At 68.5% G+C, this 12520-nt stretch carries 9 protein-coding genes and 1 pseudogene; 7 read left to right on the forward strand and 3 right to left on the reverse strand.

Annotated elements, in window-relative coordinates; genetic code table 11:
- Positions 1-13: 13 nt before the first annotated feature.
- Positions 14-343: pseudogene (locus tag ACFVKT_RS04750) on the reverse strand (APC family permease); the annotation flags it as partial.
- A 117-nt stretch (positions 344-460) separates the two neighbouring features.
- On the opposite strand from ACFVKT_RS04750, the gene ACFVKT_RS04755 reads away from it, so the two are divergent.
- Positions 461-1576: an AI-2E family transporter gene (locus ACFVKT_RS04755; protein WP_385727502.1), complete on the forward strand. Its 1116-nt coding sequence runs from the start codon at positions 461-463 to the stop codon at positions 1574-1576.
- A 31-nt stretch (positions 1577-1607) separates the two neighbouring features.
- Here the strand turns inward: ACFVKT_RS04755 and ACFVKT_RS04760 are convergent, their stop codons facing one another.
- Positions 1608-2753: a DUF475 domain-containing protein gene (locus tag ACFVKT_RS04760; protein WP_385727505.1), complete on the reverse strand. Its 1146-nt coding sequence runs from the start codon at positions 2751-2753 to the stop codon at positions 1608-1610.
- Positions 2754-2938: 185 nt separating this feature from the next.
- Here ACFVKT_RS04760 and ACFVKT_RS04765 point away from each other — a divergent pair, with 185 nt between their 5' ends.
- Both ACFVKT_RS04765 and ACFVKT_RS04770 read left to right on the forward strand, forming a co-directional pair.
- The gene (locus tag ACFVKT_RS04765) at positions 2939-3613 is read left to right on the forward strand and encodes a response regulator (protein WP_385727507.1); all 675 of its coding nucleotides are present in this window, start codon (positions 2939-2941) and stop codon (positions 3611-3613) included.
- A gap of 303 nt (positions 3614-3916) precedes the next feature.
- Complete coding sequence (locus tag ACFVKT_RS04770; protein WP_385727509.1) at positions 3917-6406, forward strand: SpoIIE family protein phosphatase; 2490 nt, start codon at positions 3917-3919, stop codon at positions 6404-6406.
- 17 nt (positions 6407-6423) lie between these two features.
- Here ACFVKT_RS04770 and ACFVKT_RS04775 read toward each other — a convergent pair whose 3' ends face one another.
- Positions 6424-7326 (reverse strand): LysR family transcriptional regulator, encoded by a 903-nt coding sequence (locus tag ACFVKT_RS04775; RefSeq protein ID WP_385727511.1) that lies wholly within the window; start codon positions 7324-7326, stop codon positions 6424-6426.
- 106 nt (positions 7327-7432) lie between these two features.
- Between ACFVKT_RS04775 and ACFVKT_RS04780 the strand changes: the two genes are divergently transcribed.
- The 4 genes from ACFVKT_RS04780 to ACFVKT_RS04795 all read left to right on the forward strand — a co-directional run bounded on the left by ACFVKT_RS04780 (position 7433) and on the right by ACFVKT_RS04795 (position 12382).
- Complete coding sequence (locus tag ACFVKT_RS04780) at positions 7433-8293, forward strand: aldo/keto reductase (protein ID WP_385727513.1); 861 nt, start codon at positions 7433-7435, stop codon at positions 8291-8293.
- A 63-nt stretch (positions 8294-8356) separates the two neighbouring features.
- Positions 8357-8560 (forward strand): hypothetical protein, encoded by a 204-nt coding sequence (locus ACFVKT_RS04785; RefSeq protein ID WP_385727515.1) that lies wholly within the window; start codon positions 8357-8359, stop codon positions 8558-8560.
- 68 nt (positions 8561-8628) lie between these two features.
- A complete protein-coding gene (locus tag ACFVKT_RS04790; protein ID WP_385727517.1) occupies positions 8629-10080 on the forward strand; it encodes a glyceraldehyde-3-phosphate dehydrogenase in 1452 nt (483 codons plus the stop codon).
- 250 nt (positions 10081-10330) lie between these two features.
- Entirely contained in the window at positions 10331-12382 is a 2052-nt protein-coding gene (locus tag ACFVKT_RS04795; protein WP_385727519.1) for a DUF1996 domain-containing protein, read from the forward strand.
- The last annotated feature ends 138 nt before the right edge of the window (positions 12383-12520 follow it).

The following is a 12520-nucleotide window of genomic DNA, read 5'->3' on the forward strand; positions in this document are numbered from 1 at the left end:
CGGGCAGTCCCTTTCATCCCAGCCAGTGGGGAGTGGGCCCCGGCAGTGCCCCTCCCGACCCCTTGCCGTGGACAAGCCCGGGGTCGGCCACACCCGGGCGTTCCGACCAGAAGGCCGGTGAGATCAGCCGCCACACGACCATGATGACCACACCCGTGCCGGCGATACCGATGCCGATGACGATTGGGGGACCGAGCCCGAACCACGAGACGCCGCTGTAGGAGTTCGCGGGGTCGGCCATGTCGGAGACGGCTTCCACCAGCAGCCACGCCAGCGGACCGGCGCAGACCAGTGGGCCGGGGCCGGCGAGCACGAAGTAGCGCACGCTCTCCGTCGGATGGCGTACGCCGAAAGCCCGTCGGGAACCCCGTCACCAGCCAACTCGCCACTCCGGCCGTCCGGTTGGACGCTCGGCGGTAGCGACGACGGAGTACGACCGACGTACCCATAGGGTGACCCCATGTCCGCCGCCTTGAGTTCCACGAAAGCCCGCGCCGCGCTCCGCACTTCAGCGCGCGTCTCCGTCGACTTGTTGCTGGTCCTCGTGATGACCGGGGTGGCCCTTTGGCTTCTCGGCCGGATGTGGTCCGTCGTATGGCCGCTCATAGTCGGCCTGATCCTCACCACGCTGACCTGGCCCCTGGCTCGGTTTCTGCTGCGGCGCGGGTGGCGCCCCGCTCTGGCCGCGTCGGCGGTGACCCTGCTGTTCCTCCTGGTCGCCGTGGGTATCGTGGCGCTGATCGCGGTGCCGGTGGCGTCCCAGTCCGGCGATCTGACCGACGGCGTGGTCGACGGCATCGAGAAGGTGCGCGATTGGGCCGCCGGGCCACCGCTGAACATCGCCGACGACCAGATCGCGGAAGCCTCCGACGCCGCGATCACCCGCCTTCAGGACAGTGCCGGCAGTCTGGTCACCGCCTTCGCCACGGGCGTGAGCACTGTGATCAATGGCGTGGTCACCGCTGTGCTGGCGCTGTTCCTGATGTTCTTCTTCCTCAAGGACGGCCCCCGGTTCCTGCCGTGGCTCACCCGGCAGCTGCCCGGTCGGCTCGCCATCGACGTTCCGATCGTGGCGGCCCGCAGTTGGGACACTCTGGGCGCGTTCGTGCGTTCCCAGGCAATCGTCGGCCTGCTCGACGCCGTCCTGATCGGCATCGGCCTGTGGGCGTTGGATATCCCACTCGTGCTTCCGCTGGCGGTGCTGACCTTTGTCTCCGCGTTCATTCCGATCGTCGGCGCACTGTTCGCGGGCTTCGTCGCCGTTCTCATCGCGCTGGTGTCGAACGGCCTGACGGACGCGCTGCTCGTACTGGCGATCATCGTGGTGGTGCAGCAGCTTGAGGGCAATGTGTTCCAGCCGATGATCCAGAGCCGGGGGCTGGGCCTGCATGCGGCGGTGATCCTGCTGGCGGTGACGCTGGGCGGCAGCCTGGCCGGCATCGTGGGAAGCCTGCTCGCGGTACCGGTCGCCGCGATGATCGCGGTCTTCTGGAACTATCTGCGCGAGCAGCTCAGCGACCCACCGGAGGAGCCGGAGGCCGATGACGCGCCGCCCGGCGCCGCAGTCCCGTCGTAGCGGTCTGCCGACCGGGGGCCGTCACCACCGCTCATGTCCCGGGCGGGACCTCGGTCGTCTCGTCCGGGGTGAAGTCATGCGGCTCGCCTGATCCGAGTGCCTTGTTCCGGCGGACGGAGGACAGGAAGGAGGCCGCGATCAGGACCACGCCGACCAGGCCGGTGATGATCTCGCTGATCTGGTGCTGAATGGTGATCAGCAGGATCGCGGCGAGAGCGCCGATGGCGTAGTGCGCGCCGTGCTCCAGGTAGACATAGTCATCGAGGGTGCCCTGGCGGACCAGGTAGACGGTGAGCGACCGGACGTACAGGGCGCCGATACCGAGGCCGAGCGCCATCCAGAAGATGTGGTTGGTGATGGCGAAGGCGCCGATGACACCGTCGAAGGAGAAGGAGGCGTCCAGCACCTCCAGGTAGAGGAAGAGGAAGAACGCGGCCTTGCCGGCGAGGGCGACGACCGGTACCTGTTTACCCTCCGCCTTGGCCTTCTCCTCTTCCTCCTGTTCGCGCTCGTCCCCTTCTTCGAGCCTGTTCTCGAAGAATCCTGAAAGGCCGCCGACCACGAGGTAAGTGATCAGGCCGGCGACGCCGGAGAGCAGTACCGTGGCGGACTTGTCCGCGTGGCCCGTGCTGACATGGGCGTGGGCGGCGAAGGTCAGTGCCGTGACCAGCAGGACGATCAGCGCGATGCAGACCGACAGCATGTCGACCTTGCCGAGCCTGGCCAGCGGGCGCTCGATCCAGCCGAGCCATTTGATGTCACGGTCCTCGAAGATGAAGTCGAGGAAGATCATCAACAGGAACATGCCGCCGAAGGCCGCGATCGCCGGGTGGGCGTCGGTCACCAGGTGCTCGTACCGGTCCGGATCATCGAGGGCGAGCCGTACCGCCTCGACGGGGCCGACCTGGGCGCTGATGGCGACGATCGCGACCGGGAACAGCAGCCGCATACCGAGCACGGCGATCAGGATGCCGACGGTGAGGAACAGCCGCTGCCAGAAGGCATTCATCCGCTTCAGGATTCCGGCATTGACGACCGCGTTGTCGAACGACAGCGAGATCTCGAGAACCGACAGGATCAGTACGATCCCGAAGGCCTCCCATCCCCACTGCCACGCGGCGAAGGCGAGACCGAGCGCCGTGACGGCCAACGGCCAGCGAAATGTTCTGAGGATCATCTGTTTCCCATGCGATGAGGGTGACTTCAGAGTGGGCTGGGAACCCCCGACGACTGTGTCAGGAAGGAGCCTTCACGGCGAACGCAGAGGCGGTGAGGTGTCGGTGAGCAACACACACGCGGGCGCCATGTTCACCGCCGGATGTCCGTGGGCCGGCTGACAGACCGGGAGACGGAGGAAGTCCGATGATCGAAGTCCTGGTTGTCGAGGACGACTTCATGGTGGCGAAGATCCACCGTGGATTCGTCGACGCCGTCGACGGCTTCCGTGTCGTCGGATCGGCGAACTGCGGGGAGCAGGCGCTCACCGCCGCCGCCGAACTCCAGCCCGGCCTGGTGGTGCTCGACCTCTATCTGCCCGACATGTTAGGCCTGGAGGTCATCCCCCGGCTGCGGACGGCGGGACATGACTGCGATGTGCTCGTGATCAGCGCCGCTCGGGAGGCGGAGGCGGTCCGGGGCGCCGTCCGGCACGGCCTGGTCGACTACCTCCTGAAGCCGTTCGACGCCGACGACCTCAAGGAGCGGCTGGAGCGCTGCGGCGCCCGGCGCGGCAATCCGCACGCCGTCCAGGTCAGCGGGCAGGCCGACGTGGACCGGGCGCTGGGCAGGGTGACGGCACCGACCGTGACGCCCGCGCTCCCCAAGGGCATGAGCGTGGAGACCGCTGAGCTGGTCGAACGCACGCTGCGCGCGGCCGACGGGAACCTGTCCGCGGCCGAGTGCGCGACGCCGGCCGGCATCTCCCGCGTCAGCGCGCGCCGCTACCTCGAATACCTGAGCGCCACGGGCCGGGCGATGGTGTCGCTGCGCTACGGACACGCGGGCCGCCCGGAACGCCGCTACCACTGGCATGCCTGACAGATGCCGGGGGCGGGTGGGTTCCCCGCGAGAGACCGAAGGAACGCGAAGGCCGTAGGAAGCGGCGCGTGCCGGACAGCACGGCGAGGAAGCGACGGACCAGCAGCAGGTCTGTACCAGTGGCATCTCCAGCCGCAGGGCCGCTGTGCGACTGACGAATCACCGCCTGTGTGCTTGCGTTCGACTCGGGAGGCGGACAGACCCGCCTTAGACTGAGGAAACGGTAGCGCTGCCAGTGACAGGTCGATCATGACCGCAACCCGATCGAAGCGGCGCGTTGGATGGGGCCTGACGCGCCTTACGGTGGTCGCGAGCACCTTGCTCGCGCTGCTCATCGGCCTCGCCTTCGGCGTGCTGCTGTGGGCGATCGCCGACATGCGTGCGTCGACGGACGCAAGGAAGAGCATCCGGACCGCGCTTGTGGAGGCCGCCGGGCTCGAGAAGCTCGTTCTCGACGTTGAGACGGGCCAGCGCGGTTTCGTCATCACCCGGCAGGACCGTTTCCTGGAGCCGTGGGAAACCGCCAGGCGCGACTTTCCGGCGCAGGCACGGCAGCTCGTGCGGGTCACCGACCCTGCCGACCTGCGGACACTGGCGCTTCAGATCACCCGTGACGGAGAGTCGTTCATCCAGAACTATTCGATCCCGCTCGTAGAGGCGGCAAAGCGGGGAGATCCTGCCACCCGGAGCGTGGCGACGACGGCCGAGGGGCAGGACCGGGTCGATGGGTTGAGGGCTGAGTTCGACCGTTTCGAGAGAGATGCGCGCTTCATTCTTGCGGCGCGTGAGGAGGTCGCGGAGGAGAGGGTCCGGTGGTCGATCGCCGCGGCGACGGCCGGGCTCGGGGGATCGGTCCTCCTCGTTGCCGCGTATGCCGGATATCTTTCGCGGGCGATCGTCGGCCCGGTTCGCAGGGCGGCGGCCGTTGCGTCGCGGCTCGCCGACGGAGAACTCTCGGCGCGCATGCCCGAAACGGGTGCGGGCGAGATCGGCGAGCTCGAGACCGCGTTCAACACCATGGGGAACTCGCTCGAGGAGAGCCGCGAGTCGACGGACGTGGCGCACAGACGTCTCAAGCTGCTGTACGGCGCCAGCGTGGCGGTCGGCACCACCCTTGATGTGGGGCGGACCGCACGGGAGTTGGTGCAGGTCGTGGTCCCCGGTTTCGCCGACTTCGTCACTGTGGACCTGGCTGTGTCCGCTTTGCAGAGCGGGGAGCAACTGCCGGCCGAGGGCGTGCAACTGCGCCGGATCGCCATAGGGGGCATCGTGAAGGCTTCTCCCCTCCGGCCGGCGGAAGCCCTGATCACGCTGTCCCGGTCCACGCCGCAGGCCCGCAGCTTCGACAGCGGGCTCGCGGCGATCGAGTCCGACCTGGGGGCCTCCGCCGTATGGCAGTCCGAGAATCCGGAACAGAACCGACGGATCCTGGACTACGGCATCCATTCGCTGATCACGGCTCCGCTCCAGGCCCGGGGCATGCGGATGGGCGTGGTCAGCTTCTGGCGCTCCCGTCCGACCGGGCAATTCGAGGAGGCCGAACTGTCCTATGCCACGGAGCTGGCCGCCAAGGCAGCCCTCGCCATCGACAACGCACGCCGCTACACCCGTGAGCGCGACACCGCGATCGCCCTTCAGCGCAGCCTGCTGCCGCAGCGGCTCCAGGCCCAGCCGGCTGTGGAGATCGCCTCCCGATACCTGCCGGCGGGCTCACAGGCAGGAGTGGGCGGCGACTGGTTCGACGTGATCCCGCTGTCCGGCGCCCGGGTCGCACTCGTCGTCGGGGACGTCGTCGGCCACGGCATTCACGCCTCGGCAGACATGGGCCGGCTGCGCACCGCCGTGCGCACCCTGGCCGACGTCGACCTGCCGCCCGACGAACTCCTCACGCACCTGGACGACCTGGTCATTCACCTCACCAGTGACGAACAGCCGGGCAGCGCCGAGGGCGACGCGGCTGCGAACGGCGGCGACCTGGGGGCCACCTGCCTGTACGCCGTCTACGACCCCGTCTCCCGGCGTTGCACCCTGGCCACCGCCGGTCACCCCATGCCCGTCCTCGTCACTCCTGGCGGCGTCCCGGAACCGGTGACAGGCCCCATCGGACCCCCACTCGGCGTCGGCGGCCTGCCTTTCGAGACCACCGAGCTGGAGCTGGCCGCGGGCAGTGTCCTCGCCCTGTTCACCGACGGGCTGATCGAATCCCGCGACCGCGACATCGACCACGGTCTCGCCGAGCTGACCCGCGCGCTGGGGGCGCCGGTGAAGTCGCTGGAAGACGCCTGCGACACGGTGATCGACACCTTGCTCGACGGCCGGCCGTCCGACGACGTCGCCCTTCTCCTTGCGCGAACGGTAGCTCTGTCCCCGGATCAGGTCGCCACGTGGGACATCCACCCCGACCCGGCCCAGGTCGCGCATGCCAGGACGCTCGCTGTCGACCAGCTTGCCGCCTGGGGACTCGACGACCTCGATTTCGTCACCGAACTCGTGGTCAGCGAGCTGGTCACCAACGCCATCCGCTACGGCACTCCGCCGATCCAGCTGCGGATGATCCGCGACCGCACCCTGATCTGTGAGGTCTCGGACGCCAGCAGCACGGCGCCCCATCTGCGCAGGGCCAGGGCCTACGACGAGAACGGCCGCGGCCTGCTGCTGGTCGCACAGCTCACCCAGGGCTGGGGCAGCAGACAGACGACGTTCGGCAAGACCATCTGGTGCGAGCAGACACTGCCCGCCCGAGGGCTCACTGCGGACTCGATGGCCGACGGAGAGGGCACCGGTGCTGGGTAGGGCCGCCCCGTGCGGTGTCAGTCGGCGATGACGGCCGCGGCCCGGCGGCCGCTCTTCGCGATGTGGACCTCGCGCAGCAGGGCGGCCGCGGCCGCACTCGTCGGGTTGCCCATGACAGTGACGGTCTCCCACGCCGGAACGGCCCCGGCAAGCCCGACGAACTGCACTCGATCGGTCTTGACCGCGAAGGACTGTGGGACGAGTGCCACGCCGAGCCCGCAGGTGACCAGGTCCAGCAGAGAGTGCGTATCGGTCACCTCCAGTGCGACGTGGCGTTCGACGTGTGCCGCGGCGAGCACGCTGTCGACCAGGTCCCGGGTGCCCCAGTCCGGGTGGAAGTCCACGAACTCCTCTTCGCCCAACTCGGCCAGCTCGACCTGTGCCCGGTCGGCGTACGGATGCCCGGGCGCACAGGCCAGCACGATCGGCTCACTGGCCAGCGGTTCCACCACGACGTCGTCCGGACACCGGGCCGGACGGGAGACGAACGCCAGGTCGAGCCGCCCCGCACGCACATGGTCGATCAGCTCGCCGGACCCTCCCTGGCGCAACCCGATCTCCAGACCTGGGTATGAGGCTCGGAAGCTTGCCAGCACGGTCGGAAGGTGCACCGCGTGCAGGCACTGAAGGGAGCCGATCGCCAGGCTGCCGCGCAGCAGACCCTGTACTGCCGCTACGGCGTCCTTGGCGGCGTCGGTCGCCGAGAGAGCCCGCCGGGCCTCGACCAGCAGTGCCCGGCCGGCGGCGGTCAGCTCGACCTGCCGGGTACTGCGGAGAAACAGCGAGGCGCCCAGTTCACGCTCGAGCGACCGGATCGAGGCCGACAGCCCGGACTGCGCGACATGCATGCGCTTGGCCGCCCTCGTGAAATGGCACTCCTCCGCGACTGCGACGAAGTACTCGAGTTGCCGGAACTCCATGATTCATCACCGGTGCCGCTCAAAGGGATCAGATTCTTATGTTGGACAGCTTAAACGCCGGGGTGGAGGCTGAGACGTACCCAAAGAATCCCCAGGAGGAATCTCCATGCAGACACGCACCATTGGCGACGTCCAGGTCAGCTCGATCGGTCTGGGCGGTATGCCCATGTCCATCGAGGGGCGCCCCGACGAACAGCGCTCGGTCGCGACGATCCACGCCGCGCTGGAGGCGGGCGTGACACTGATCGACACCGCGGACGCCTACCACCGGGACGCCGACGAGGTCGGTCACAACGAATCCCTGATCGCCCGCGCGGTGGCCGGCTTCGGTGGCGACACATCGGACGTGCTGATCGCGACGAAGGGCGGTCACCTGCGTCCGGGCGATGGTTCCTGGACCTTGAACGGCTCACCGGAGTATCTGAAGGCGGCGTGCGACGCATCGCTCAAGCGGCTCGGAGTCGAGGCCATCGGCCTCTACCAGTTTCACCGGCCGGACCCGAGCGTGCCCTACGCGGAGTCGGTCGGGGCGATCCGCGACCTGCTGGACGAGGGCAAGATCCGCTTCGCCGGCATCTCCAACGCAGATCCCGCTCAGATCCGGCAGGCCGACGAGATCCTCGGCGGCCGCCTGGTGAGCGTGCAGAATCAGTTCTCGCCCGCATTCCGGTCGAGCGAGCCGGAGTTGGAACTCTGCGCGGAACTGGGCATTGCCTTCCTGCCGTGGAGCCCGCTGGGCGGGATCTCGCGCGCCGGTGACCTCGGCTCGCGGTTCGCCGTGTTCGCGGACGTGGCGCAGGCACATGGAGTGAGCCCGCAGCAGGTGAGCCTGGCGTGGATGCTGGCGAAGGCACCGGTGGTCATCCCCATTCCGGGCTCTTCGCGCCCCGAGACCATCCGCGATTCAGTCGGCGCGGTGGAGCTGAAGCTGTCCGCGGAGGAGCTGACCCGCCTCGACAGGGCGTGATGAGCTGACGAAGAGCGGGGTGGGCCCGTATCAGGAGCCGCTGCCGGCTTCCGGGGCACGCGCATGGCGCCGGAACCGGTCCGGGAGGCCGCGTTCCTCACGGAGGCGGGCCCGGCGGCCGAGGACTGGGTGATCAGCACGACCTGCGTCGACCCGGCCGCACTGCCCGCCGCGGCGCCTTATGTGGCGTCGTACCGCAAGCCCTTCGGGGTACGCACCGTCGAGCGCTCGGGCAAGGGCGCAGCTCACGGCACACGCCTCAGGTGACACCGCCTGAATGATCCAAACGGCGGGGGCTTAGCATATGAGCGCCTCCTAGCTCGAAAGATGGATCTGTGACTGTCAACGACGACTCGTTCACCAACTGGAAGAACCGCGAGGAAACCGCGGAGTCGATGATCCCCATCATCGGAAAGCTGCACCGCGAGCGGGACGTCACGGTCCTGCTCCACAGTCGCTCCTTGGTGAACAGGTCGGTGGTCAGCATCCTCAAGACCCACCGATTCGCCCGGCAGATCGCCGGTGAGGAGCTCTCGGTCACCGAGACGCTGCCGTTCCTGCAGGCCCTCACCACGCTCGACCTCGGCCCCTCCCAGATCGACATCGGCATGCTCGCCGCTACCTACAGGGCCCACGACAGCGGCCTGTCGGTGGAGGAGTTCACCGCTCGGTCTGTCGCCGGGGCCACCGGTGTCAACAAGATCGAACGCTGTGAGCCCCGCGATGTCGTCCTCTACGGCTTCGGCCGCATCGGCCGCCTCCTCGCCCGCCTGCTCATCGAGAAGGCAGGCTCCGGCAACGGCCTGCGACTGCGCGCGATCGTCGTCCGCAAGGGCGCCGGCCAGGACATCGACATCGTCAAGCGCGCCTCGCTGCTGCGCCGTGACTCCATCCATGGCCAGTTCCACGGCACGATCACCGTCGACGAGGCCAACGGCACGATCATCGCCAACGGCAACGAGATCAAGGTGATCTACTCCGACGACCCGACATCGGTGGACTACACGGCGTACGGCATCAAGGACGCCATCCTCATCGACAACACCGGCAGATGGCGCGACCGCGAGGGACTGTCGAAGCACCTCCGCCCGGGTATCGCCAAGGTGGTCCTGACCGCGCCGGGCAAGGGTGATGTCCCCAATGTCGTCCACGGCGTCAACCACGACATGATCAAGCCGGACGAGCAGATCCTGTCCTGCGCGTCCTGCACCACCAACGCGATCGTCCCGCCGCTGAAGGCGATGGCGGACGAGTACGGCGTTCTGCGTGGCCATGTGGAGACCGTCCACTCGTTCACCAACGACCAGAACCTGCTGGACAATTACCATGATTCCGACCGGCGCGGCCGCTCGGCGCCGCTCAACATGGTCATCACCGAGACCGGCGCCGCCTCCGCTGTCGCCAAGGCGCTGCCCGACCTCAAGGCCAGGATCACCGGCAGCTCGATCCGCGTCCCGGTGCCTAACGTCTCGATCGCCATCCTCAATCTGCGGCTCGCGCGCGAGACCACCCGCGAGGAGGTCCTCGACTACCTCCGTGACGTCTCGCTGACCTCGCCGCTCAAGCGCCAGATCGACTTCATCAGCGCCCCCGACGCGGTATCGAGCGACTTCATCGGCTCGCGCCACTCCTCGATCATCGACGCCGGGGCGCTCAAGGTGGAGGGCGACGACGCGATCCTCTACCTCTGGTACGACAACGAGTTCGGCTACTCCTGCCAGGTGATCCGCGTCGTACAGCACGTGTCCGGGGTGGAGTACCCGACGTACCCGGTGCCGTTGGCCTGACCTCGGTGGACTGCCGGACCGGGGAATTCCGGACGGTGGGCGGCAACTGATTCCGTTCCGCATCGAGTTGCCGCCACACCGGCACCCCGCGGAGGGTGGGGGAGTCGGGAGCCAAACCTGATTCCTAGGAGATTTCTATGAATCTGTGAGGCGTTTGAACACGGCGGGGCGCGGCTGCGTATTGGGGCAGGGGATTGCCGAACCGAGCCGACCATCGACCGAGCCGACCTTCACGCGTAGGAGCCCTTCCTTGAGACGCAACACGCGCAGACGCCCGACAGGCGCACGGCGCGCGACCTCTGCAGCGGTCGCGCTGATATTGGGGGGAGTCGGGCTCGTAACGGTCAACGTCTACGCCTCGGCGACCGAAAGCGGTTCGGGCAGCGAGTCCGGCCCGGACAACCAGGTCCTGTCCTCGGCGGGTGCCACGATCGACTGCCCCGACGTCGGTAGCCAGTTGACGACGGTGCCGGACGCCGCCAGGGAAGAGGTCGACAAGGAACTCGCCGTCCTGGACCAGCAGATCACCGAGGCCTACCAGCAGCTGCAGAGCGCGGCGCAGGCCGCGGATCAGGGCGCCGCCGTCGACGACAGCGAGATTCTGGATCCGCTGGCCGAGAAGCGTGCGGCGGCGATCGACCGCATCGTGCTCGCCATCGATGGTGCGGGGGACCGTCCGGAGGGACTCGAGGCCCTCGCGACGTGCACATTGCTCAAGTCCGCCGACGAGACCGGCAGCGGTGAGAACGGCGAGGCCGCCGGCGACGGCCAGGGCGCCGAGGAGCAGAACCAGGGCGGTGGCGACGCCGGAGCGGATGACCAGCAGAGCGTCCCCGTCGGCAACGGCCCCGTGGCCGCGGACTTCCAGGACATCAACTCGGTCCAGCCCAACGTGCGGAACCCGCAGGACCAGGACAACGCCTCCACCGGCGAGTTCGCCACCAGTTGCGGTGTGAACGCCAACGGCCTGTTCAACTCCGACAACGTGATCGTGGCTCCCGGCGTCACCAACGGCGCCCACCACTTCCACGACTACGTCGGCAACCAGTCCAACAACGCCTTCGCCAGCGACGACGACCTGGCCAACAGCGACACGACCTGCGAGGACCAGGGCGACAAGTCGTCCTACTTCTGGCCTGTACTGAGGCTGCAGAACGGAACTCAGGAACAGGACGCCGGGTCGGCGGGGGGCGGCATCGAAGGAAACGCCGGTGAGATCGTCACGCCCAAGCAGGTCACGCTGACGTTCGTCGGCAGCCCGCAGAGCGAGGTCACCGCCATGCCGCGCCTGCTGCGCATCATCACCGGTGACGCCAAGGCGTTCGTCAACGGCAACGCCAACGCCAACGCGTCGTGGAGCTGCACCGGGCTCGAGGACCGGCAGCTGAAGGACAAGTACCCGATCTGCCCGCAGGGCAGCGATGTGGTGCGCACCTTCAAGTTCCAGAGCTGCTGGGACGGCGCGAACATCGACAGCGCCAACCACCGCACCCACGTGGCCTTCGCGGACGCCCAGGGCAATTGCCCCGCCGGGTTCCGCGCCATTCCGCAGCTGGTGCAGCGCCTCGTCTACGACGTGGACGCGCCGAGCCTTGACGACGGCGGCCGGACGACACCGTTGTTCGCGGTGGACTCCTTCCCCGAGCAGCTCCACAAGCCGGTCACGGACCACGGCGACTTCATCAACGTCTTCGACGAGGGCCTCATGCAGGAGATGGTCGACTGCATCAACAGCGGCCGTCAGTGCGGTGCGGGCGTGGACCCGGGCAACGGTACCGAGGAGCCGCAGGAGCCCCCGGCCTCCGAAGAGCCGTCGCAGGAGCCCCCCGCCTCCGAAGAACCCCCGCAGTCCCAGACGCCCACCGCGGACGACCCGTCCGAGGCGCCGGGGAACGAGGAGCCCGGCAACAACGGGGGCGACAACGGTGGTGACAACGGCGGTGACCAGACCACGGAGCCCGCGACCACCGCACCGGCCACCGAACCGGCCGACGAGGACTCGCCTGACGCCCCTGCCGACGTGGAACCCAAGGTAGAGACGCCTTCGGCCACTTACGAGGCTGAGGCACCGTCGTCCCCCGCCGGCTCGGACGCCGATGACGGCAGTGAGGTCGGCAGCCCCGCGCAGACACCGCCGCCCGGTGGGACGGACCCGTCCGCCGCATCGGGGATCGAACCGCAAGCGGAGGGCTCGGGCAGTCTCGCCGCAACGGGAGCACAACTGTGGCCGGCCGCGCTGGGCGGAGTCTTCGTGATTGCGGGCATCGTCGTGCTCCGCCGGATCAGGCGAGGACAGATCTGACGGAGCTCCCAGAGGAGCACTTGAACGGTGGTGGGGGCGGGCCCGGCCGGCCCCCCCACCCGTTTGCCCCGGCGGCCCCGCCGCCCGGGGCGGCTCGCCCCCCCAGCCCGGCCGCCCCCGGCGGGGCGCCCCCCAAAC

It is taken from the genome of Streptomyces sp. NPDC127595, from assembly GCF_042671685.1.
Classification (GTDB): domain Bacteria; phylum Actinomycetota; class Actinomycetes; order Streptomycetales; family Streptomycetaceae; genus Streptomyces.